Origin of the sequence: Prochlorococcus marinus str. MIT 0917, assembly GCF_027359575.1 — a bacterium.
GTDB lineage: Bacteria > Cyanobacteriota > Cyanobacteriia > PCC-6307 > Cyanobiaceae > Prochlorococcus_B > Prochlorococcus_B marinus_D.
Genome location: NZ_CP114784.1, coordinates 1,312,739 through 1,337,517, shown reverse-complemented (window position 1 = coordinate 1,337,517; position 24,779 = coordinate 1,312,739). Strand labels below are relative to the sequence as shown.

17 protein-coding genes are annotated in these 24,779 nt (G+C 32.2%); 5 read left to right on the top strand and 12 right to left on the bottom strand.

The annotated features are described in order from the left end of the window. Window positions 1–79: 79 nt before the first annotated feature. From argH to O5637_RS07520, 5 genes are read right to left on the bottom strand one after another with little or no spacing between them, the layout of a single operon-like run. The gene (gene argH / locus O5637_RS07540) at window positions 80–1,471 is read right to left on the bottom strand and encodes an argininosuccinate lyase (RefSeq protein ID WP_269603888.1); all 1,392 of its coding nucleotides are present in this window, start codon (window positions 1,469–1,471) and stop codon (window positions 80–82) included. Between the two features lie 57 nt (window positions 1,472–1,528). Continuing rightward, the gene (locus O5637_RS07535) at window positions 1,529–2,920 is read right to left on the bottom strand and encodes a PP2C family protein-serine/threonine phosphatase (protein WP_269606949.1); all 1,392 of its coding nucleotides are present in this window, start codon (window positions 2,918–2,920) and stop codon (window positions 1,529–1,531) included. 58 nt (window positions 2,921–2,978) lie between these two features. Next, the gene (gene ftsY, locus O5637_RS07530; protein ID WP_269603886.1) at window positions 2,979–4,280 is read right to left on the bottom strand and encodes a signal recognition particle-docking protein FtsY; all 1,302 of its coding nucleotides are present in this window, start codon (window positions 4,278–4,280) and stop codon (window positions 2,979–2,981) included. Next, a complete protein-coding gene (gene nusB / locus O5637_RS07525; RefSeq protein ID WP_269603884.1) occupies window positions 4,277–4,903 on the bottom strand; it encodes a transcription antitermination factor NusB in 627 nt (208 codons plus the stop codon). The genes ftsY and nusB overlap by 4 nt, the downstream gene beginning before the upstream one ends. Window positions 4,904–4,923: 20 nt before the next feature. After that, complete coding sequence (locus O5637_RS07520; RefSeq protein ID WP_036906069.1) at window positions 4,924–5,649, bottom strand: DUF502 domain-containing protein; 726 nt, start codon at window positions 5,647–5,649, stop codon at window positions 4,924–4,926. A 189-nt stretch (window positions 5,650–5,838) separates the two neighbouring features. Between O5637_RS07520 and queG the strand changes: the two genes are divergently transcribed. From queG to O5637_RS07505, 3 genes are all read left to right on the top strand, one after another. Further along, a complete protein-coding gene (queG, locus tag O5637_RS07515) occupies window positions 5,839–6,774 on the top strand; it encodes a tRNA epoxyqueuosine(34) reductase QueG (RefSeq protein WP_269603882.1) in 936 nt (311 codons plus the stop codon). A 5-nt stretch (window positions 6,775–6,779) separates the two neighbouring features. Then, the gene (locus tag O5637_RS07510; RefSeq protein ID WP_269603880.1) at window positions 6,780–7,643 is read left to right on the top strand and encodes a tetratricopeptide repeat protein; all 864 of its coding nucleotides are present in this window, start codon (window positions 6,780–6,782) and stop codon (window positions 7,641–7,643) included. Window positions 7,644–7,726: 83 nt separating this feature from the next. After that, a complete protein-coding gene (locus tag O5637_RS07505) occupies window positions 7,727–10,210 on the top strand; it encodes a DNA gyrase/topoisomerase IV subunit A (protein ID WP_269603878.1) in 2,484 nt (827 codons plus the stop codon). Here the strand turns inward: O5637_RS07505 and purF are convergent. From purF to O5637_RS07470, 7 genes are all read right to left on the bottom strand, one after another. Beyond that, window positions 10,207–11,664, bottom strand: a complete 1,458-nt coding sequence (purF, locus tag O5637_RS07500) for an amidophosphoribosyltransferase (protein ID WP_269603877.1) — start codon at window positions 11,662–11,664, stop codon at window positions 10,207–10,209. The genes O5637_RS07505 and purF overlap by 4 nt on opposite strands. Before the next feature lie 58 nt (window positions 11,665–11,722). Continuing rightward, a complete protein-coding gene (purL, locus tag O5637_RS07495; RefSeq protein ID WP_269603874.1) occupies window positions 11,723–14,134 on the bottom strand; it encodes a phosphoribosylformylglycinamidine synthase subunit PurL in 2,412 nt (803 codons plus the stop codon). Between the two features lie 3 nt (window positions 14,135–14,137). Then, window positions 14,138–14,920 carry a PRC-barrel domain-containing protein gene (locus O5637_RS07490; protein WP_269603872.1) on the bottom strand — a complete coding sequence of 261 codons (783 nt, stop codon included), beginning with the start codon at window positions 14,918–14,920 and terminating at the stop codon, window positions 14,138–14,140. A 2-nt stretch (window positions 14,921–14,922) separates the two neighbouring features. Continuing rightward, window positions 14,923–16,083 carry a DNA polymerase III subunit beta gene (gene dnaN / locus O5637_RS07485; RefSeq protein ID WP_269603870.1) on the bottom strand — a complete coding sequence of 387 codons (1,161 nt, stop codon included), beginning with the start codon at window positions 16,081–16,083 and terminating at the stop codon, window positions 14,923–14,925. 376 nt (window positions 16,084–16,459) lie between these two features. Then, a complete protein-coding gene (gene thrC / locus O5637_RS07480) occupies window positions 16,460–17,566 on the bottom strand; it encodes a threonine synthase (RefSeq protein WP_269603868.1) in 1,107 nt (368 codons plus the stop codon). Between the two features lie 27 nt (window positions 17,567–17,593). After that, a complete protein-coding gene (locus tag O5637_RS07475) occupies window positions 17,594–18,154 on the bottom strand; it encodes an alpha/beta hydrolase (protein ID WP_269603866.1) in 561 nt (186 codons plus the stop codon). Beyond that, a complete protein-coding gene (locus tag O5637_RS07470; RefSeq protein WP_269603865.1) occupies window positions 18,155–20,014 on the bottom strand; it encodes an ABC1 kinase family protein in 1,860 nt (619 codons plus the stop codon). Window positions 20,015–20,089: 75 nt separating this feature from the next. Here O5637_RS07470 and O5637_RS07465 point away from each other — a divergent pair, with 75 nt between their 5' ends. Both O5637_RS07465 and uvrA read left to right on the top strand, forming a co-directional pair. Further along, the gene (locus tag O5637_RS07465) at window positions 20,090–21,775 is read left to right on the top strand and encodes a DNA repair protein RecN (RefSeq protein WP_269603863.1); all 1,686 of its coding nucleotides are present in this window, start codon (window positions 20,090–20,092) and stop codon (window positions 21,773–21,775) included. A 44-nt stretch (window positions 21,776–21,819) separates the two neighbouring features. Then, a complete protein-coding gene (gene uvrA, locus O5637_RS07460) occupies window positions 21,820–24,768 on the top strand; it encodes an excinuclease ABC subunit UvrA (protein ID WP_269603862.1) in 2,949 nt (982 codons plus the stop codon). Window positions 24,769–24,779: the final 11 nt, after the last annotated feature.

Below are 24,779 nucleotides of genomic sequence, written 5' to 3'. Positions count from 1 at the left end.
CAAAATTAATAACTCTAAATTGAGTTATCACTAAACACTTTAATACCGAAAGCCCTAAAATTGATTGAAAACAATTTTTTTAATTAAATAATTTTTCGCGCCAAGAATCAAGCTGTTCTTGGACTCTCTCAAAGCCAGTTCCACCAGCACTCAAACGAGACTTAACAACACTGGATGGTAAAAGCTTATGATAAATATCTTTTTCAAAAAATTTATGAAATGTTTTCCATCTTTCTAAAGGAATATCTTTTAATAAAATCCCCTCCTCCAAAGAAGATTTTACAATTCGCCCAACTAATTGATAAGCCTCTCGGAATGGAATGTCCTTAGCCACTAAATAATCAGCAACGTCAGTGGCATTTGAAAAATCCGATGAAACAGAATTATTAAGTCTTTCTTTTCTAAAAATTAAACCTTCTTCAAACAATATTGATATAGCAATCAAGGAATTCTTAACTGTTTTTACACTATCAAATATGGCTTCTTTATCTTCTTGAAAATCTTTATTGTAAGCTAAAGGTAATCCTTTAATCATAGTAAGCATAGCTTGTAAATGTCCAAAGACTCTCCCAGATTTACCTCGAACAAGCTCTGGTACATCAGGATTCTTTTTTTGAGGCATAAGACTACTTCCGGTAGCACAACGGTCGGTTAATTGAATAAACGCAAATTCTTCCGATGCCCACAAAATAACTTCTTCAGATAATCTACTTAAATGAGCCATAATCAAGGAAGAAGCTCCTAAAAATTCTACGACAAAGTCTCTATCACTTACAGCATCTAAACTATTAGAATAAATATCTTGAAAGTCCAATTCTGAAGAAGTAATTTTTCTACTTATAGAAATAGATGTTCCAGCTAAAGCAGCTGCTCCTAGTGGGGAAATATTCACTCTTTTTCTTACATCTTTTAATCTATTTCTATCCCTTTGTGCCATCTCAACATATGCCAATAAATGATGAGCTAAGGACAAAGGTTGTGCTCTTTGTAAATGCGTATAACCAGGAATAAGCGTATAAAGATTTTCTTCTGCTAATAAAAAAAGAGATTTCTGAAGACGCTCCAAATCCATATCAATTTCATCAATACGCTTTCTTAGCCATAATCTAAGATCTGTTCCAACTTGATCATTACGACTACGACCAGTATGTAGCTTTTTCCCTAACGGCCCTATCAAATCTATTAATTTTTTTTCTACTGCAAAATGCACGTCTTCATCTGCAATGACAGGCTGGAATAAGCCATCTGAGGCCTCTTTCCTAATCTGTTGAAGACCATTTTCTAATCTAATAGCCTCTTCCTTAGTAATAATCCCTTGAATTCCAAGCATACGTGCATGAGCAATTGATCCATCCAAATCTTCTTCTAATAAACAAATATCAAACTCGATTGAAGCATTAAATTTTTCTATAAAGGGATTAAGTCCTTTATCAAATCTCTCGCTCCAAGTTGTGCTCAATGCTTTTTCCAAGTTACTAATACAAATAAAGCAAGAGTATTAACAATTGTCAGGCGATTAATAAGTTAATTAAGGAACCATTGATTCTTCATTAACTTTTAAAACCACCATTGATGCATCATCTTCAAGATGATGGTCACTAACACCAACAAAACCATCTAATCTTTCAAAAAGTTTATTTAGTATTTGTTTAGCCCCCAAGCCTTCCCTAGCAAATTTATTTAAATAAGTTATTAAACGATTCTCATCAAAACGTTCGCCTGATACACCAGGTGCCTCAGTAACTCCATCGGTATAGTAGAGAAGGACATCACCCGGCTGCAGAAATATCTCCCCACATCCATATTCAGCTTCAGGTTGAAGACCTATCAATAAACCGGGAGCATCTAATCTTTTAATTGATTTTGACTTAGCGCTCCACAGCAACGGAGGATTATGAGCGGCATTAGCAAAACGTAATTTTCTTGATTGCGGATCAAAGTCCGAATAAAACAAAGTTACAAACCGATGTGACTGAGTCAAATCTTCCAGAGCTAATTGATTTAAGTCATGCAAAATAGAATCAGGGGATAATCCTGTTAAAACTTCCGCTCTAAGCATTCCTCGTAACATAGTCATCAACAATCCAGCAGGAACACCTTTACCCATAACATCACCAATCACAAAAGCCCAACGGCCAGTTGCTTTGGCTGTTTCATTCAAATCTGAGCGAGTGGGCATAAAATCGTAATAATCACCACCTACTTGAAAAGCCGGCCTACAGCAAGCAGCTAATTCAACCCCTTCAATTACTGGACATTGATCAGGTAATAATTGTGATTGGATTTCAGCGCCAATACTTATTTGTCTATCAACTTTCTCATGATTACGAATGACCTGAAATATGGCATCGTTTTCTATAGCTACTCCTGTCAGATCAGCAACTATTTGAATATGTTTTCGATGAACATTACTACCAAAAACAATCTCTTTTTTATCAAATGCATATAACCTACCCCGCGGTCTTCCTCGAGAAACTATCGATGTGGCAATTACATTAGAAGAATCAAAATGTCTTTGAACTAAACGATCTAACATTGCAATATTATTTTCCTGCATCCCAAAACCCGTTTTCTTACCTTCTTCTAAAAGAAATAATTTTCTAAAAAGTTCCTGATCTTCATCGATAGGAACCATTCGTAATTGTTCGCGCCAAAGACTTCCATCATCTTGAAATGGAATTAACAATGATCCTCTAACACCAACTAATTGCGTTACAAGAAGTGGAATAAGTTCAAAAAAACGCTGTAAATTAGTAAAGCTTCGCAGAGCAAAGCTTAATGAAAGCAATAAATCTTGATTAACAATTTGCTCTTGAGAAAGACTATGAACCAAATCGCTTAGAGACTTGGAAGCAGCACTTGATAAGAGGTTAGTTGGAGGTTGACTTTGTTGTTCTGAAATTGGAGAATTTTCTTTCACCATTCTCCAGCAATAAAGAAATTAAAACCTAGCAACATATACAAAAAATATCTAAAGATCATCTCACAGTTAAAAGTGCCTCAATAAATTCAAAACTATTAAATGGTCGCAAGTCCCTAATTTTCTCACCAGCCCCGATAAATCTGACAGGAAGTTTTGCTTCTGATGCAACAGCCATCGCAACACCTCCTCTAGAAGATCCATCAAGTTTGGTGAGTATTACCCCTGTCAATTCTGCTGAATCAGCAAATGCTAAAGCCTGCCTTAGACCATTTTGACCTTGACTAGAATCAAGCACTAGTAAAGATTCAACGTTTGCATTAGGAGCAAGTTTATCGATAATTTTTCTAATTTTTTTTAATTCCTCCATCAAATTATTTTTCGTTTGTAATCTTCCAGCAGTATCTACTAATAATAAATCTATATTTTTTGATTTACTTGCACCAATAGCATCAAAAACTATCGATGCTGGATCGGCATTCTTAGATTCATTTGCAATAACTTCAACACCTGTTCTGTCTCCCCATACCTTTACTTGTTGAACTGCTGCTGCTCTAAAAGTATCTGCAGCAGCAATCATTGCTGAAAAACCACTTCTTTTTGCAACACTTGCCAATTTACCTAGAGTTGTCGTTTTTCCAACTCCATTAACACCTACTAACATCCAAATATTTAAACAACCTTTTTGTGGAGAAAGTAAATCAATGCCACTATCTTTTATTGGCTTTTCTAAAATATTCACTAATTGTTCTTTTAAAAAACGCAAACCCTCAGAAGATTCAACAACTTCCTCATTGAGCTTCGTTCTTAGCGATTCTAGAATTTGATCAGTGGCAGAAACTCCAGCATCTGCTCTAAGTAAAAGGGTCTCTAGATCATCAAGAACTTCAGGAGTAAGTGGATCGTCACCTAATTTATCTAATAAATCAGTAACAAATCCTTTACGAGTTTTTTCTAATCCTTGCTTTAGCCTGCTTAACCAATCGATTTCATCTAATGAAAATTGATCAATTTTTTTACCTTGGGCAGCTAAAACTTCTGCTGACCATGTAAAAGTATCATCAAAATCCCCAAGTTGAGGCTGATCTTCTCCTTCTGAATCTTGACTAATTTGTTGTGTATTTTCAACTTCAATATTTGATTTGAAATCTTCGTTGACATTAATTTTAGTTTTAGTTTTAAATATCTCTTTTTCTTCAATTTCTTTTTGACGTAACTCTTTTTGCTCTTTTTGCTTATATTTTAATTGCAAATAAGCTTGTTTTGCCCAGTCTAAAGATTCGTCTTTAACAGATGAGGAATTCTCACTTTGCTTCATATTAGAAGCATTCTTTTCCTCCTGAGAAAAATCGTCTTTCATTTCAAATTTAGTATTAAAGCAGAATTTTGAAGTTTCCTTAAAACTCCATTAATCATTCTCCGTCCTTGTTCATCGCTATAACGATTAGCCAGGTTTACGGCTTCATTACAAGTAACAGCAATAGGAGTATTAAAATCGATCAAATCAATCCATGCCAATCTCAAAATGTCTCTATCAATTCTGGGTAATCTTTTTAAACGCCAACCTTCCATAACGCTATCAAGCTTATGATCAATCTCATCTTGCTTGTCAATGATTAAGTGAACTCTCTTAATAGCTAGCTCACGTATTTCATTTTGATCAACTAACGCTAGTAATCTTGGTAATTCGATACTTTCAGACAAACAGTTAAGTATGTTCTCTGAGTCGATTAAACAAGTTTCTAAATGATTTCGAGATTTAATTAACAATCCAGCATCTGCTTTAAATTCACTATCCAATAATGCCTGATTTGCTTTTTCTAATTGTGATGCACATGAATCTAATTGATCGCGCCAATGTTGGGTTAAAGATTCAATTGCTCTACTAAGTAAACTTTCAATATTTAATTTATTAATATCTTTTTTTTTAATTTGTCCTAAAAGTAAAAGAGCTAACTCTCTGGAAATTGATTTTAATTGCATAACTATGACTAAAAATTACTTTACGAAGATGATGCTCTTAACTGAGAAAACAAACTAGAAAAAGACGTATTTGTAGAGTTACTCCTATCATCAGGATTTACAATTCCAGCAGAAATAATGGTTCTAAAAGCATCTTCAACAGATATATCTAAATCTTTAACAGAGTCTTCTGGCACTAATGTGTACCAACCAGTTGTAGGGTTTGGTGCAGTAGGTATAAAAACACTTAATAAAGGTTGATTTGGTTCAGTTTGTAGAGATGGTCCAACAATACCAGTCACAAAACCAACGCTGAATAAACCTTCTCGGGGATATTCAACTAACACAACTCTTCTAAATCTAGTTGAATTATCTCTCAAAAAAGTTTCTAAAAGTTGTTTAAGGGTTTTATACACTGAACCCGCAAGTGGTATTCGAGACAGAGTTCCTTCCCCAAATTCGAGCAACCATCTCCCCACAAAATTTCTGGCCATGAGACCTATCAACAAAATCCCGAGTAGTGGGACGGTTAAACCCAAAGCAAGATTGATAAGGTCTTGCAATAAAGGATTGAGAGTAATGAAGGGATTTAATTGTTTTGGTATTGAAGTTAATATTGCCAGAACAAAGCGGCTGACAATTGTAGACAACCAAATAGTGGTAGCTAACGGAATAACCACCAATAGACCAGCTATTAGGTCATTTTTAAGATCCTGCTGAAGCCTTGAGCCAAGAGTCAGATCTTCCTTAGGAGAGGACTGCACCAAATAAAGAGAGTCCGAAAAATATATATATACACAATCTAACCAAATTAAGTGCATTAATTAAATAATTTAAGCTATTAATAGAAATAAAACATCAAAAAAAGTATTTGAAGCTCCTAATAAAGTGCGAATTGACTGAAGAACCTTTTAATTAAAGGCAAAAACATTATTAATGAAAAGCTAACTCCGATCTTGAAAAATTCTATTGCTCTCACAAAAAAAATTAAAGAAAAAGCTTTTGAAGAAGGCTTTGATGCAGTAGGTATTGCAAAGGTTCCAGGATCTTCAAGAATCAAACTTCGAACTGCTTCCTTAGAGAGATGGCTCCAAGCTGGACATCAAGCAAAAATGGAATGGATGAAAAGCGCAAGAAGAAAAAATATAGAAAACTTGCTTCAAGGCGTTCAAAGTGTTCTTGCCGTTGGACTTAATTACTATGTAGATATGGAAAAAACGCCTAAAGATATATCAATTGCCAGATATGGGTGGGGAAAAGATTATCACAAGATTATTGAAAAAAAATTAAACAAAATTGCTAAATTTTTAGAAAAAGAAAGACCAAACTCACAATGGAAAATATGTGTTGATACAAGCGCATTATTAGACAAAGCCTGGGCCGAAGAAGCTGGAATTGGATGGATAGGAAAACATAGCAATATAATTAACCCTACAATAGGCTCATGGATGTTTTTAGGCCATCTTTTATCTACTGAGGCTTTAGAAGCTGACGAACCTTCAAAACCTATATGTGGTGAATGTGAGCAATGTATTGAAGCATGCCCAACGAAGGCAATAGAAGAGCCATTTATTATTAATTCAAACAAATGTTTGGCCTATCACACATTAGAGAACAGAGATCAACAACTACCAAAAGATATTATTAATAAAATGGGTAATTGGGTTGCTGGTTGTGATATTTGCCAAGAAGTATGTCCGTGGAATCATAAAAACATCCCAAACACTTCTGAACCTGATCTTCAACCATCTCAATGGATATTAAATATAACTAAAAAAGATGCCTTATCATGGAGTGATTCAAAATGGAAAGAAACTTTAAGCAAGTCAGCATTAAAAAGAATTAAACCATGGATGTGGCGCAGAAATATAAATTCAATATCAAATGATTAATAAAAATGAAAAAAATATCAGGGATTTATAAGTTTATACTTTATCTAAGTCTATTTGAATCTTGTCTTATAAATCAATCATCAGCTTTTTTTCCTAAAATAAACGAGCCTAATCAACAAGAATTAGAATCTACTGCCATACAAATTGAAAAAACAGCTATACAATTAATTCAATTTGGCCAAAATGAAGAGGCAATCAGACTTTTAAAACTGGCTATTAAATTACATCCTAATGAAATAGCACTTTGGACAAGCCTTGCAGAAGCTCAGGTTAGATCAAATAAGAATTATGAAGCATTATCATCTTTAAACCAAGCAATAAAATTAAGACCAAATGAGGAAAGTATATATCTGAGAAAAGCCTATATATACATGAACCTGAATGATCCAAAAAACGCCAAAACTTCTATAAAAAAAGGATTATCAATTAATAAAAATAATGCAAGAGGCTATTTTCAGCTAGGTAACGCTGAAATAATGTTAAACAACTATAGATTAGCACTAATTGCTTTTAAAAAATCTTCAAAAATTAATTCCAATTTCTGGCAATCGATTAATAATGAAGGTCTCGTTTTATATGAATTAAATAATTTCAAAGAAGCTATCTCAAAGTTTAGATCTGCACTTGAAATCAGCAATGATGCTGAACCAATGCTAGCTCTAGCAATAGTATTATATTCCTTTAATAATAAATCTGTTGAATCATTGAACTTAGCAAAAATTGCTTTGAAATCTAATCCTAATTATGTTTCAAACGAATATCAAAGAAAACAATTATGGGGAAAGAAATTACAAAAATCTGCACAACTTTTATTTAAAAACAAAGAAATGAAAAAAGTAGTTAGAGAAGCCAAAGAAAAAAGTCAATGAATTAATGTATAACAAAAAACTGGTTTTTAGTAAATTAGTTAGTAGCCTAAATAAAGAAATTTAGGCCTCTTACAAACTCAAAGATGGCCAAAGAACGCCTGAAACCCATATCGTTGCATCAAGAAATGCAGCGTTCTTATCTCGAGTACGCAATGAGCGTAATCGTTGGAAGAGCATTGCCAGACGCAAGAGATGGTTTGAAACCAGTGCAAAGAAGAATTCTTTTTGCGATGCACGAATTAGGACTTACACCCGATAGGCCTTATAGAAAATGTGCTCGTGTTGTAGGCGATGTTCTTGGCAAATATCATCCGCATGGAGATCAAGCTGTTTACGATGCACTTGTAAGACAAGTTCAGCTTTTTAATTCAAGATACCCAATTCTTGATGGCCATGGAAACTTTGGATCAATTGATGATGATCCTCCAGCTGCAATGAGATATACAGAAACTCGACTAGCACCGATATCTAACGATGCAATTTTAAGCGAAATAGATCAAGAAACTGTAGATTTCTCACCAAATTTTGATGGCTCACAGCAGGAACCAGATGTCTTACCAGCTCAACTACCTTTCCTAATCTTAAATGGAAGTGCAGGAATTGCCGTTGGGATGGCAACAAGTATTCCACCACATAATTTAAATGAAGTAGTCGAGGCTTTAATAGCAATAATAAAGAAACCCTCATTAAATGAAGAAAAATTATTAGAACTCATACCTGGACCAGACTTTCCAACGGGAGGTGAAATCTTAATAAGTCATGGAATCAAAGAAACATATACAAAAGGGAGAGGAAGTATAACTATGAGAGGAATAGCTCACATTGAAGAAATTAATCCTGGTAAAGGTAAACACAAAAGAAGTGTAATTATTATTTCCGAACTACCGTATCAATTAAACAAAGCTGGTTGGATTGAAAAATTAGCTGATCTTGTAAATAATGGTAAAGTTTCGGGAATAGCAGACATTAGAGATGAAAGTGATCGAGATGGAATGCGAATTCTTGTTGAAGTTAAAAGAGATTCTGATCCAAAAAGAATTCTAGATTTTTTGTATCAAAAAACTGCATTACAAAATAATTTTGGTGCCATTTTACTTGCATTGGTCAATGGCCAACCAGTACAACTTACACTAAGAAAATTATTAGATAATTTCTTAGAGTTTAGAGAAAATACTATTTTACTAAGAAGTAATTATTTGCTAAAAAATATTAAAAATAGACAAGAGATAGTTGAAGCTCTGATCCAAGCCACAAATAATCTCCGAGAAATAATTGATTTAATAGAAAAATCTAAAGATACAGCTGAAGCAAGAAATAATTTAATTATTAACTTAAAGATAAATGAAAGACAAGCTGATGGGATACTAGGTATGCCTTTAAAAAAAATTACGAGTCTGGAAAAAGATTCACTAAAAAATGAAATAAAAGATTTAAAAAGTAAGAGAATAGAGCTCGAGTTAATTATTAACGATAAAAAAGAATTAATGAAAGTGATGATTAAAGAGATGAAAGAACTTAAAAAAAGATTTGGTAGTCCAAGAAGAACCAAATTAATAGAAGGTGGAGATGCTCTTATTGCTGAAAGAATGGCAAATCAGAGACCAAATAAAGAACTTCAAAGAATAAATGCTTTAAAAGAATTATCAACAGATTCTGAAATTATTATTCAATCAAATAATGAAATAAAAATAATCCCTTCAATAACAATAAAAAAATTAAAATTAAAAGATAGTGATCAAAATAGAAAAGATATTCTACCTACGAAGCTAATTTGGCCCATTAAAGATGAACCAAAAATATTAGCTGTCAGTCAAGAAGGTAAGGTTGGCCTTCTTAAGTGGGAATTTGCTGGACAAAAACCTGGCCCTATAGAACAATTTTTACCTGCAGGTTTAGAAAATGATAAAATAATAAATCTTATTCCATTAATAGAAGTAAAAGATATAAGTTTAGGATTAATAAGTAGTGATGGGAAGTTTAAAAGAATTTCCATAAATGAGATTAAAGATATTTCTAATAGATCAACAACAATTTTAAAATTAAAAGACAGTATAAAACTTAAAACTTGTATTCTTTGTAAAGAGAATAACTATTTGTATATAGTTAGTGATATAGGTAGAATCATTAAAATTAAAATAACAGAAAATAACTTCCCATTTATGGGCAAATTAGCTCAAGGAACAAATATAATAAAATTATTCCCAGGTGAAAATATAATTGAAGCTTTAAGTTTTGAAGAAAAACATGATAAAGATTTAATTTTAGTAACTAATAAAGGTTCTTTCATAAAACATTCTACGAAAGAAATAAAAGAATCTAAACGTGGAGAATTAGGAACTATGGGAATACATTTTAAAGAAAATAAAAAAATCAAAGACAGAGTAATTAATTGTTTTATAAATAATAAATATGTTTATATTAAAACGGATAAAGAGAGATATGAAAAATTAAAAACCGATCAAATTGATAGTAGTCCATATAAAAAAGAAAAAAAATTAAATATAGAGTTAAACGATAATGAATTTATAACTTCTATATTTTCAATGATAATCCCAGAAAAAAATTAAGATATAGACGTTTGTTCAACCCAATTTAGATATTCATCTGTGACTGTTCCAGTAACATATTTTCCTGTGAAACAAGATAAATCTAACTCATTAATTTTAGAACCTTGAATAATAGCCTTAGTAAGATCACATACTTCTTGGTAAATCATTTTATCAATAAATAAATTATTTTCTATTTCGTTGATATTTCTATTATAAGCGATCAATTCATTTCTACTTGGCATGTTAATTCCATAAACATGTGGATATCTAATTGGTGGAGCAGCAGATGTAAACGTAACTTTATTAGCCCCAGCATTTCTTGCCATTTGAACTATTTGCTGAGATGTCGTTCCTCGAACAACTGAATCATCAACTATCAATACATTTTTATTTTTAAATTCAGTACTCAATGCATTTAACTTCTGACGCACTGAACGTTTTCTTAAAGATTGACCAGGCATTATAAATGTTCTACCAACATAACGATTCTTGAAAAATCCCTCTCTATATTCAATCCCTAACTGCCTTGCGACTTGCATAGCAGCAGGTCTAGAAGAATCAGGAATTGGCATTACAACATCTATATCACCAAGAGAAATTTGCTTTTTTATAGTTTCTGCTAATAAATCTCCCATTCTTAATCTTGACTCATAAACAGAAATACCATTCATTATTGAGTCGGGCCTAGCTAAATAAACATATTCAAATGAACAAGGGAATAATTGAGGATTATTTGAACATTGTTTAGAAAAAAACTCACCTTCTGAAGTTATAAAAATAGCCTCGCCTGGTTCAACATCTCTAACAATTTCATAATCATTATTTTCGATAACTAATGATTCACTGGCGATTACCCACTCAGGTTTATTGTTGTCTAATACCCTTTTACCAATAACCAAAGGGCGAATTCCAAAAGGGTCTCTAAAAGCTAAAAGGCCATGACCTGCTATTAAAGCAATTGAAGCGTAAGATCCCTCTACTCTTGCGTGAAGTGCTTTAACGGCATTAAAAAGATCATCAGGATTGATATCTTTTTCTTTTATTGCACTATTTAATTCTGTTGCTAAAACATTTAATAACATTTCAGTATCGCTTGAAGTATTTGTATGTCTTTTATCAACTTTAAAAAGTTCTTTTTCTAACTCTCGTGTATTAGTTAAATTTCCATTGTGAACAAGAATAATACCGTAAGGAGCATTTACATAAAAAGGTTGTGCTTCTTCTTCTCGATGAGCAGCTCCTTTAGTGGCATATCGTACATGTCCCAATCCTATTTTTCCAATCAAAGCTCTCATATCTCTAGTTCTATAAGCTTCTCTGACTTGACCTTTAGATTTATTAATATGAAAAACACTGCCATCCATTGTTGCGATACCAGTAGAATCTTGACCTCTATGCTGGAGTAATAACAAACTATCGTAAATTTGTTGATTACATTGATCTGTTGAAACAACACCTACAATTCCACACATAATTATATTCCGAAATAAAATAGATTTAATTTTTTAAAATTATAAATCATAGATGATTTTATTTAGATATTTTTTTATAGATACATTCTTTATATGTATCTTTCAAATCTAAAATGTCAACATCTATAATGGAATTATTAGCTTGAGAAACTAATAGTTTTTTTTGATTATTTACAGTTCCTAAATGAGATATTGAAAAAACATTAGGTTCTTCTATAGAAATAATTTCATAGTATTTTTTTAATTCTAAGCTTTGATTGCTTGAGCAACTAACTAAAACTCTTGGCCCGCCTTCAGCAAACAGAAGCCTATCTAATCTTGATTTGCTTGGAGGTAGCACAATATTTGCTCCATATCCAGAAGAAATACAACAATCAGCTAAAGCTACTGCTAAACCACCATCACCTAAATCATGAGCTGAGTTGATAATACCTTTGTTTATTATTTTTCTTAAAAATGACTGAACTTCTTTTTCTAAATATAAATCTATTTCGGGCGGTCTTCCCGTTTTTAGTCCATGAATATACTCTAAAAAAGATGAAGCGGCTAATGATATTCTTTTATCTTTTTTTATATTAGCTTCTAAAGGTAATCCAATCATCCATATTTGATCTCCATCTTTAACCCAAGATTTTTTACAAATTTTATTAATATCTTCTATTAATCCAACCATCCCAATTACAGGCGTTGGATGTATTGGAATAACTGTATTATTAGGCAATTTAGTATCATTATATAAAGACACATTGCCTCCTGTGACTGGAGTATTCAATATTGTACAAGCATTAGTTATACCTTGACATGACATTGATAATTGCCAAAAACCTACTGGTTCATCTGGAGAAGAAAAATTTAAATTATTTGTAATTGCTATAGGTTCAGCTCCAACACAACTTAAATTCCTTGCCGCTTCTGCAACGGCTGACATACTTCCTCGTTGAGGATCTAAATAAACCCATCTATCGTTGCAATCAACAACTGACGCTATTCCTCTATCTTGATTTGATGAAGTTATAAAATCATTTTGAGAACGAATCCTTATAACAGCTGCATCAGCTTCTCCAGGAGCAACAACTGTATTAGATTGTATTTGATAATCATATTGTTTATATATCCAATTTTTTGAGGCTATTGATGGCGTATTTAATAAATTTAATAAAACATTATTCCAACTAATAAATAGATTATTTTTTATATTAATAATTCCATTATTTAAATTTTCAGGTAATAAATCTTCTGTCCATTTCCAATGTTCTTGTAAATATTCAGGCGTTGACTTATTTAATAGATGCTCTTCTATAGGTGTATCATCAGCAAGTGCAGATGCTGGTAAGTTTGCTACAACTTGTCCTTTATGGATGACTTTAACAACTTTTTGTTTTAAAACCTTTCCTACAACTTCAACATATAATCCCCATCTCATAAATAATTGTCTCAATTCTTCTTCTGAACCAGGTTTCACAACGAATAACATTCTTTCTTGTGATTCTGACAACAAGAATTCATATGCAGTCATTTCCTTTTCTCTCGCTGGAACTAAATCAAGATTCAATTCAATGCCTACCTCACCTTTTGAAGCCATTTCAGAACAACTACAAGTTAAACCTGCTGCTCCCATATCCTGTGCAGCAATTACATGACCTGTTTTAAAAGCCTCTAAACAAGCTTCTATTAATCCTTTTTCAAGAAAAGGATCACCGACTTGTACTGCGGGTCGATCATCTATTGAAGTTTTAGAAAGTTCAGAACTTGCAAAACTTGCTCCTCCCATGCCATCTCTACCAGTTGTATTTCCTACATAAAGAACTGGAAAATCGATTCCACTAGCACCTGAACAAACTATTTCCTCCGTTTCCATCAAACCCAATGCCATTGCATTAACTAAAGGATTACCTGAATAACTACTATCGAAGCCAACTTCACCTCCAACAGTGGGAACACCTACACAATTTCCATAATGTGAAATACCTGCAACAACACCTTCTAATAAACTAATATTTTTTTCATCCTCCAAAGGACCAAATCTTAAAGCATTTAATAATGCTATTGGTCTAGCTCCCATGGTAAAAATATCTCTCAGTATTCCACCTACTCCTGTTGCTGCCCCTTGAAAAGGCTCCACTGCTGACGGATGATTATGACTCTCAATTTTAAAAACTAATTTTTGACCTAAACCAATATCTACAACGCCTGCATTTTCTCCTGGTCCTACAAGAATTCGATTACCTGTTGTAGGAAAATTTTTAAGTAAAGGGCGAGAATTTCGATAGCAGCAATGTTCAGACCACATAACACCAAACATTCCTAATTCATTTCTATTTGGCGCCCGATCTAGTCTTCGACAAATTTCTACATAATCGGATTTTTTTAATCCTTCTTGTTTAAGAGAAGATAGAACATCATATTCAACAGAAAATTTTGGTGAATCAATGATTTGATTAAAATCATTGTTTTTGGAAGTAGATGACATTAATTAAATCCAGGGATCAAGATCTCTTTCATTGTTTGAACTTTTATTTCTCTTGCTTTTATTCATTGTATTAAATTCATCAAAAGTATCTATATCTAAATTATCTATCCAATCATCATATGAATCATAATCATTGGATGCTTCAGAAGAAACATCTTCACCTTCGTTCTTGCTTTCACTAATTTGATCATCAAACCACCCCTCAAGCTTATCAGAAGCGTTATTAGTCAAATCTTCAAATTGAATTTTCCATTTTCTACTCTTACTAAGAAATTCTTCTTTTAAACTTGCTTTCTGTATTGGTAAATCTTCAAATGTATCAATATCACAAGAAATAGAACCGGGTTGTTTATCAATAATTTGTGATATGGATAAACGCCATCGACTTGTTCCTGGAATTAAGGGATTTGAACGACTAACTAAATAGTATTGTATGTTTCCTTTATTAAGCTCAAAAACAAAATCAGCTACTAGACCTAGCTTTTGTCCACTTCTATTAAAAATATTTGCATTCATTAACGTTGGAAAACGTTGTAGGGTTTGCTCATCTGAAAGTGAATAAGATCCTTTCACATAAATTTCTTGTTGATTTATTCCTTTTAATTGATCAAGCCTCCATACCTTTCTTTCAAGTTTTAAACTAGAGGGACGACTTACCCAACCTAATATTCGATGAACAGGAGGATGCATCCATGGACTAATAACTAAACCATGATCAATTCCATTTTCACAACGAACGTTATGTTTTAATAAATTACTAAATAATAGTTTAGTCGGAATAGCCAAAATTAATTGCGTATCTGTATAGGCATAACTAAATAAGTAAAATTAACATCACTATTAACAGGTGAGAACACTGCAGGTGTAGTAGGAGAATTACAACTTAATTTAATAAAATTTGAATCTATAACTTTAAGTCCATCTAATAAATACCTCACATTAAATGCTATTTGAAATGGTTCACCTATAAATGAAACAGGAAGAGATTCGTTACCTGTGCCGATATCTTGAGCATCAGTACTAATTTTAATTAAATTTGCTGAGTTATCAGTAGTTACTTTAATAACGTTATTATGTTGATCAGCTAAAACAGCTATTCTTTCTAATGAAGCAATAAATTCTTTTCTATCGAATTCTAATATGTTTTCAAATGTATCAGGCAATAATTGAGAATAATTTGGATAAGAGCCTTCTAAAGCTCTTATAGTTATAATTTCATCAGCTGAGATAAAAACTACTTGTCCTTTATCAATAAAAAAATTAATTGGCTGACTAATATCACAAGTACTTAAAAATTTTTCAACTTCTCTTAAAGATTTTGAAGGTAAAGTAATTGAAAACTTATCAATCTTATCAGAAACGTCTAGATCTTTAGAATCAGATAAAATATTGTTTAAATTCAGAACAGCTAATCTATGTCCATCAGTAGCTGCAGATTCAATTCCATAACCATTAAATGTAAGATTAACACCTGTTAATAATTGTTTAGCATCATCCGTACTACTTGCAAATAAAGTCGATTTAATTGCATTAGATAATAAGAATGGATTTAACTTAAGTGAAGTACCACTTTGTACTAAAGGTAAATCTGGAAAATCATCAGCAAGCATTCCTCTTACTTGATATGTACCACTTTTACTAGTTAATTCAACTTGTTGACTACTTTCATCAGAAGTCAAAGTTAAGGGAGAATCATTAGACAATTTTGCAACTATTTCACCAAACAACTTAGCAGGAAGAGTTATTGCACCACTACTTTCTATAGAAGCTGATATTGAAGTTTGTATACCTAAACTCAAATCAAAACCAGTCAAACGAAGTTTTCCAGTTACTTCATCAGCTGCTAGTAAAACATTAGCTAAGACAGGGTGTGTCGGTCGGTGAGAAACTGCTCTGCTTACTAACTGAAGAGCAGTATTTAATTCAGATTGAGAGCAATTTAATTTCATTCTGTTATTTCAAATAAAAATCCATTCATATAAGAATTTCATAGCTATTTCCAAAAAGCAATACCGTTAAAAAAAACAAAATTTTTTATTTCTATTCTAATTCTTTATTCTTGATATGAAATTGAATTAGTAGTAGTAGTTATTGTGGTTTTTGTGGTTAATTCAAAAAACATAGTAGAGAACAGCTATATCAGATTTTTCAGGTGTGGAAAAGTTTTTCTTATCGTGGATAAAAATAGTCTTATCCACGAATACAACGGTCTGTGGAAAAAAGATATTTAATATAAGAAGACTTTTCATCTTTTTTCCACAATAAACTCAAAGATAAAAAATCGAAATTAACAGACAGTTTTTTTTTTGGATATTTTTTATGTCTTTAAAACCCCATTACTTTTGTTATTGAAGTTAATTCTGGATCTATACCTGTATGAAAAACTGATTCGTTATTTTTAATTGCGCAATCAGGATCTTTTAAACCATTTCCAGTTAGGACACAAACAATAGTGGAATTTTTTGGTACCTCATTTTTAATCTTTAATAAACCAGCAACGGAAGCTGCGCTAGCAGGTTCACAAAAAATACCTTCTTCTCTACCAAGAACTTTATATGCTTCGATTATTTCGGAATCTGTTACGGAAGAAAACTTACCATTACTCGATTCTTTTGCTAAGAGAGCTTTTTCTTTATTAACAGGATTACCAATTCTTATCGCAGTAGCAATTGTTTCTGGATTGCTAATGCTTTTCCCCTCGACTAAGGGAGCAGAACCACTTGCTTGAAAACCCATCATTCGAGGAAGTTTTTTTGATTTTTTAGCTTGAAAAAATTCTTGAAATCCCATCCAGTAAGCACTTATATTTCCTGCATTTCCCATTGGAATGCATAGCCAGTCAGGAGCATTTCCAAGATTTTCTATTATCTCAAAAGCCGCTGTTTTTTGTCCTTGTAATCTATAAGGGTTAACTGAGTTAACTAATGTTATTGGATATTTATTAGACAATTCTCTAACAATGTCTAATGCTTTATCAAAGTTTCCTTTTATAGCTAACACTTCTGCTCCATAGACTAAAGCCTGAGCTAATTTACCTTGAGCTACATATCCATCAGGAATAATAACAAATGATTTCATCCCTCCTTTGCTTGCATAAGCAGCAGCTGAGGCTGAGGTATTACCTGTGCTTGCGCAAATTACCGCTTCGCAACCAGCTTCTTTAGCTTTGCTGATTGCCATTGTCATTCCTCTATCTTTGAATGATCCTGTTGGATTTAGACCGTCATATTTAACATATACTTTTACTCCTTTTCCAATTCGATTACTTATTGATTTGACTTCTATAAGAGGAGTTGCACCTTCTTTTAAAGTAATGATTGGTGTTTTTTTTGTAATTGGTAACCAAGGTTTGTATGCTTCTATTAGTCCATCCCAGTTATTTTTTTGGGGGGCAGAAGAAAAAAGTTGTTTTAATTTTTTAGAGAGAGCCACTTCTTAACTAATTAATTTTTAAACAATCTAAGTGCTAGACCTTCCATCTTTAAGTTTTTTAAAAGGTGAATCTGAATAGAATTCAATTAATTCTTTTAATGATTCTATTTTTTTAAGGGCTTTACTCAATGCATTTAGATCAATCGCAATATCTTTATTGGGATATGCTCTCAAAAAATCTATTAGATTAATTTTCTGATCGTTCTTATAAGAACTTAATAAAATACCAGACCTAATTGCTTTAGTAGTTAATTTTTTATTTAATATTTTATTGGTATATACAATTTTAGATAATCTGCTTAAAAAAACCTCACCTATTTTACTATTCATCAATTTACTACTTGTCTTTAGTGGAACTTCTATTTTTAAAGATAGGATTTTGTGTAGATCTTTTTCATTTTGATTTGTAATTTTTATTAGATTTTTTAATTTACTACTTGGCTTTTTTGTTGACTTGAATTTATTTAATTCTTCTATCTTTATGTTTCTGCTAAATGTTCCTTTATAAAGAAATAGATTTTCTGCTCCTTTGACATTTGGACTTAAAAAAAATATTAATAATAAGATAAAGCTGTAATTTAAATTCATTTATTGTCTTACACCAGCGGCAACTTTGACTAATCTAATTAGTCCTTTTTCAGATGTTTTTTTCACTAAACCAAAACCCATTTTGTAAGTATCTTTAGTTATTAAAATTTTTGGTATTTTTTTAAGAAATATTTTTCTTTTAAATCCAGGTTTTATTTTTGATGTATTAAACATTTTATTTATTGAAGATATGTTCAAAATTTGCTTAGTGTTGATTAATGAAGATTTTTCAATTGTTTTTGATCTAATTTTTGATGGGAGTTTATTATTTAATTTTATTACTGTCCTCCATCCAATAGCATCTATCTTTTCAGCTAAAATATTAACTAATTCATTTCTAAGAATTATACCTTTTTCTGAAAATAAAAAATCAATTGTTTGATCTAATATTTTTTCGCTATCTAATTTTTTTTCTTTAGTAGCGCTTGTAAGAAGATCATCCAATCTTTCCAATTTAAGACTGTTTTCATCAAAGAGCATTTCTTTTAAACTATTTCTTAGTTCTGGATTTTCATCTTCCATAAGTCTTCTTGCAAAATAAGGATATGCAGCTCCTAATATTTTAAAATTGGGATCAACACTAAGTGCTATTCCTTCTAAAGTAATTAAAGATCTAATTATTAGTGCGTAATAAGGTGGTAATTTAAATGGAAATTTATACATAATTCCGGACATATCATCAGTTACAGCTTTAAAATCCATTTTATTAACTCCTATTTCTAAGGCGCTTGTAAAAACACTTTCAAAAGCAGGAGCAATAGGTGCTAAATCTACTTCTTCAGAAAGAAACCCTAATTGGACAAAATCATTGGAAAGCTTATCGAATCTTTTATTTACAAGGTGAACAACAGCTCTGATTAATCCAATTCTTGATTGCTGCGTAATATCGCTCATCATTCCAAAATCCAAATAACAAAGTCGTCCATCCTTCATTGCTAAAATGTTTCCTGGATGTGGGTCGGCGTGAAAAAAACCATGCTCAATTAATTGCTGTAGACTACAACTTACGCCAATTTCTATCATTTCATTTGGATCAATTCCTAATTTTCTGACAGCTTCTATATTTGTTAATTTTATTCCATCTATCCATTCCATTGTAAGCACCCTTCTACTAGTAGCTTCTCTGTAGATTTTTGGTACCGCAATTTTATTATTTTCACTATGAAGGTTTTTAAATCTTTCAGCATTCGTGGCTTCATTAATATAATCCATTTCTTCAAAAATTCTTTTACCTAGCTCATCTATTAATGCGACTAGATCACTTCTAATAATCCCAATATTGTTTTTAAACCAAATAGATATATTTCTGACTATGTATAAATCTAAAGTGATTTGCTCTCTTAAACCTGGTCTCTGAATTTTAACAGCAACTTTTTCTCCACTTTTGAGTATAGCTTTATGAACTTGACCTAAAGATGCTGCAGAAATTGGTTCTTTATCTATTTCTTGAAAAATGTTTTCAATTTTATCTTCTAAATCTTGTTCAATACATGCCATAGCCAGTTTACTTTCAAACCCTGGTAGTTGATCTTGAAGCTGTGCTAATTCTTCTAAAACTATTGGTGGAACAATATCTGGTCTCGTAGATAGCGCTTGACCAGCTTTTATGAAGGCTGGTCCCAAATCAACAAGGAGTTGTGTAAATTCTTTTGCTCTAAATGCTTTTCTCTCATTTTTCTCTAACGAACCAATTAATTTTTCCCATCCAACTCCCAACAAAAACAATCCAATTGGCAAAAGGGTTTGCCAAAGTCTGCGAAGTAGACGAATTGGATTTCTTTTGTAGATTGAGTCTATAGCCACAGGGTCATACTCAAGTAGACCTGAGGCTTCAATAAAATCGCTTAATTCTTCGGCCATGTGAGTATGGCAGTGATCTACATCCCTTCTAATCGATTTTACGCCTAGTTTGTGTCTTTTTGATTTCTTTGAGTTATGCTTACCAGCCTTCGTTTTCTAAATATAGCTTTATTTGGGAATTTAGAGATCGACTTTGATAAAGGATTTACTGTTTTTACAGGGCAAACTGGTTCAGGTAAATCAATATTTATTGATACGTTGAATGCTTTATTGGCGAATAAAAAAAGTTTTCATGATGATCGATTGGTATCTAAAGGATCTGATTTTTCATCAATCGAGGGTGTTTTTTCTGTGTCGCAAAATACGAAAAATTGGCTAATTAATAACGAATTTGATATTGAGGAAGAATTAATTGTGACTAGGGAATGGCGTTTAAAAGAAAATAAATATAAATCTAGATTTAGAATTAATGGTGTATTAGTTAATAGAGATCAAATATCAGAATTGAGATCCAATTTATTTGATTTCACACTACAAGGAGATACTTATCTTTTAAATGATTCATTGTATCAATTAAACTTATTAGATTCATTAGGTTTAAAAAAAATTCAATCATCTATATCTAAAGTTAAGGAAGATTGGAAGATATGGCATGAATCTAATATTAAATTAGAGAAAGCTCGACATAGAATCTTAGATTCTAAAAAAGAGTTTGAGGAAATGGAATATACATACCAAGATTTGAATAAATTAGAATTAGAAGACCCAGACGAGCAAATTAAGCTAGAAACTGCTCAAAATCGTTTATCAAATGTTTTAAGATTAAAAGAAGGAGTTAAATCTTTATTAATTCGTTTAAATGAAAGTTTAGATGAGTATCCAACAGTGCTAGACCATTTTAATTTTTGTATGAATGAATTAAAAATATTGTCACAAATGGACTCTTCTTTGGAACCGACTTATGATAATTTTTATAAAATAATTAATAATCTTAATGACTTAATTTATCAGATAAATGATTATGAAAAAACATTAGATATAGATCCATCTTTTTTAAATGATTTACAAGTTAGATTATCTAATTTGAAATTTTATCAAAAAAAATATCAAAGAAATTTACAAGATCTGATTAATTATAAAAATGAATTAATGAATTGTTTATCTTCTCAAAATTCTTTTAATAATATAAATGAAATGGCTTTATTTGAAGATAAAAAAAGACGCATAAGAGATAACTCTAATAAAGATTTATCGAAAATAAGAAAAAATATTGCTTTAGAATTTGAAGATAAATTGATTATGAGTTTAAAAAATTTAGGTATTCCCAATGCTCGTTTTAAAGTTGTTTTTGAAGAATCTGAACCAACAATGAATGGGTTTGATAAAGTTAATTTTATGTTTTCAGCGAATCCAGGTCTGCCTTTAGCACCTCTTGCAGAAAGAGCCTCTGGGGGAGAGAAATCTAGAGTTCTTTTGGCAATAAAGTCAATTTTTTCTACATTTAATCAATCTAATCTGTTGATTTTTGACGAAATCGACTTAGGTGTTAGCGGATCAGTCAGTAGTTACGTAGCTAATTTACTTCACGAATTGTCAATTCATCAGCAAGTTTTTTGCGTTACGCATCAACCTTTAATTGCAGCATTTGCTGATAATCATTTTGTTTTAAAAAAGAGTGTTATCGCTGGTGCTACAAAGTCTATTGTTATTAATTTAAAGGAAATCGCAGACCGGAAAAGGGAATTGGCTCTATTGGCTGGTGGTGAAATCGTAGAAGCTAATGCTTATGCGGAGAGTTTGCTGGAACATAAAGCTGCATGATGAGCATATTTTTTTATACAATTAGCTATTAACAATTTTCCCTAATGGGAAGCCAAGAATCTAATTCAAAAAAAAAGACATTAAAGATTGGTTCTTCAACTGAAGAAGTCATAACTATTCGTGGTGCAAGGCAGCACAATTTAAAAAACGTTGATTTATCTATCCCAAGAAATAAGTTGGTTGTTTTTACAGGTGTTAGCGGAAGTGGTAAAAGTTCTTTAGCTTTTGATACTATTTTTGCTGAAGGACAAAGGCGATATGTTGAGAGTTTATCTGCTTATGCAAGACAATTTTTAGGTCAGGTTGATAAACCAGATGTCGATTCAATTGAAGGTTTGTCTCCAGCAATTTCTATTGATCAAAAATCAACAAGTCATAATCCTCGCTCAACAGTTGGAACGGTTACGGAAATACAAGACTATTTTCGTTTGCTTTTTGGAAGAGCGGGAGAACCTCATTGTCCTGAGTGCTCTAGGCCAATTAAGCCTCAAAGTATTGATGAGATGGTTGATCAAATTAAGACTCTTCCTGAAGGAACTAGATATCAATTACTTGCACCAGTTGTTAGAGGTAAAAAAGGAACACACTCAAAACTTTTGTCTGGACTTGCTGCAGAGGGATTTGTTCGTGTAAGAATTAACAAAGAAGTGAGAGAATTGTCAGATAATATTGAATTAGACAAAAATCAAGTTCATTCTATTGAGGTAGTTGTTGATAGATTGATTGCGAGAGAGGGAATTGAAGAGAGATTAACTGATTCTTTAAGTACTACTTTGAAAAGGGGAGATGGTTTAGCAATAGTTGAAGCAGTACCTAAAAAGAATGAAGAACTTCCTAAAGGTATTGATAGAGAAAGATTATTTTCTGAAAATTTCGCTTGCCCTGTTCATGGAGCAGTTATTGAAGAATTATCTCCACGATTATTTTCATTCAATAGTCCATATGGCGCATGTCCTGATTGCCATGGTCTTGGTCACTTGAAAAAATTTACCTGTGAAAGAGTTGTACCTGATCCATCGTTACCGGTTTATGCAGCTATTGCACCATGGAGTGACAAAGATAATTCGTATTATTTTTCACTATTATTCTCAGTTGGTGAGGCATTCGGTTTTGAGATAAAAACTCCTTGGAAAGATTTAAAAGAAGAGCAAAAAAATATTTTGTTAAATGGTAGTAAAGAGCCTATTTTAATAAAAGTAGATAGTAGATATAAGCAAGATTCTGGATTTAAAAGACCTTTTGAAGGTATTTTACCTATTTTAGAAAGACAGTTACAGGATGCAAATGGTGAAGCCGTTCGACAAAAATTAGAAAAATACCTTGAATTAGTCCCTTGCGCAAGCTGTCATGGCAAGAGGTTACGTCCTGAAGCTCTTGCTGTAAAACTTGGACCTTTTGCAATAACTGATCTCACTTCATCTAGTGTTTCTACCACACTAGAGAATGTTGAGGCATTAATGGGTCTCGAGACAACTAAAAATTCTCAGCAATTACTTTCTAATAAACAAAAAAAGATTGGGGAATTAGTTTTAAAAGAAATTCGATTACGTCTTCAATTTTTGTTGGATGTAGGGCTTGATTATTTAACTCTAGATAGGCCAGCAATGACTTTGTCCGGTGGGGAAGCTCAAAGAATACGACTTGCTACTCAAATAGGTGCAGGCTTAACAGGAGTTCTTTATGTGTTAGATGAACCTAGTATTGGACTCCATCAAAGAGATAATGATAGATTATTGTCTACTTTAAAAAAATTACGTGATCTAGGCAACACTTTGGTTGTTGTTGAACATGATGAAGATACGATAAGAGCTGCTGACCATTTAGTAGACATAGGTCCTGGTGCTGGTGTGCATGGAGGTGAAATTATCGCTGAAGGTTCTTTAGATAGTTTGTTGACCGCAAAAGGATCATTGACTGGTGCTTATCTTAGCGGGCGCTCATCTATTCCTACCCCTGCTAGTAGAAGAGACTCAGTACAAAGAAAATTACGTTTGATTGATTGTGAAAAAAATAATTTAAAAAATCTTTCAGTTGATTTTCCATTAGGCAGATTAGTTGCAGTTACTGGAGTTAGTGGAAGTGGGAAAAGTACTCTAATAAATGAATTACTTCATCCTGCTTTAAACCACTCTCTAGGGTTGAAAGTTCCTTTTCCAAAAGGATTAAAAGAACTGAAAGGTATTAAATCTATTGATAAAGTTATTGTTATTGATCAATCTCCAATTGGTAGAACCCCAAGATCTAATACGGCCACTTATACAGGTGCATTTGATCCTATAAGACAACTTTTTGCTACTTCTGTTGAAGCAAAAGCGAGAGGATATCAAGCAGGGCAATTCAGTTTTAATGTCAAAGGTGGAAGATGTGAGGCTTGTCGTGGCCAAGGGGTAAATGTAATTGAAATGAATTTTTTACCTGATGTCTATGTTCAATGTGATGTATGTAAAGGAGCTCGATTTAATCGAGAGACATTGCAAGTGAAATATAAAAATTATTCTATTTCCGATGTATTAGAAATGACTGTTGAGCAAGCAGTTGATGTTTTTTCTGCAATACCTCAAGCTGCAGATCGATTAAGGACACTTTTAGACGTTGGTCTTGGTTACATTAAGCTTGGTCAACCTGCTCCAACATTATCTGGTGGAGAAGCTCAGAGAGTAAAACTTGCTACTGAGTTATCTAGAAGAGCTACTGGTAAAACTTTATATTTAATTGATGAACCCACTACTGGTTTAAGTTTTTATGATGTTCATAAATTGATGGATGTCATACAAAGATTGGTAGATAAAGGAAATTCAATTATTGTTATTGAGCATAATTTGGATGTTATTAGATGTTCAGATTGGATTATTGATATGGGTCCGGAAGGAGGTAATCGTGGAGGTGAAATTATTGCTATTGGAACTCCTGAAGAAATTGCAAAGGATTCAAATAGTTATACAGGTAATTATTTAAAAAAAGTTTTGGAATTACATCCTCCTAATAAGGTTTGAAAATCTTTTAT

What these genes read in the sequence shown, in the direction of transcription:
- ftsY (WP_269603886.1), bottom strand. Translation starts at nt 4,280, where the DNA reads ATGAAAGACGATTTTTCTCAGGAGGAAAAGAATGCTTCTAATATGAAG.
- nusB (WP_269603884.1), bottom strand. Translation starts at nt 4,903, where the DNA reads ATGCAATTAAAATCAATTTCCAGAGAGTTAGCTCTTTTACTTTTAGGA.
- O5637_RS07510 (WP_269603880.1), top strand. Translation starts at nt 6,780, where the DNA reads ATGAAAAAAATATCAGGGATTTATAAGTTTATACTTTATCTAAGTCTA.
- O5637_RS07505 (WP_269603878.1), top strand. Translation starts at nt 7,727, where the DNA reads ATGGCCAAAGAACGCCTGAAACCCATATCGTTGCATCAAGAAATGCAG.
- purF (WP_269603877.1), bottom strand. Translation starts at nt 11,664, where the DNA reads ATGTGTGGAATTGTAGGTGTTGTTTCAACAGATCAATGTAATCAACAA.
- purL (WP_269603874.1), bottom strand. Translation starts at nt 14,134, where the DNA reads ATGTCATCTACTTCCAAAAACAATGATTTTAATCAAATCATTGATTCA.
- dnaN (WP_269603870.1), bottom strand. Translation starts at nt 16,083, where the DNA reads ATGAAATTAAATTGCTCTCAATCTGAATTAAATACTGCTCTTCAGTTA.
- O5637_RS07475 (WP_269603866.1), bottom strand. Translation starts at nt 18,154, where the DNA reads ATGAATTTAAATTACAGCTTTATCTTATTATTAATATTTTTTTTAAGT.
- O5637_RS07470 (WP_269603865.1), bottom strand. Translation starts at nt 20,014, where the DNA reads ATGGCCGAAGAATTAAGCGATTTTATTGAAGCCTCAGGTCTACTTGAG.
- O5637_RS07465 (WP_269603863.1), top strand. Translation starts at nt 20,090, where the DNA reads ATGCTTACCAGCCTTCGTTTTCTAAATATAGCTTTATTTGGGAATTTA.
- uvrA (WP_269603862.1), top strand. Translation starts at nt 21,820, where the DNA reads ATGGGAAGCCAAGAATCTAATTCAAAAAAAAAGACATTAAAGATTGGT.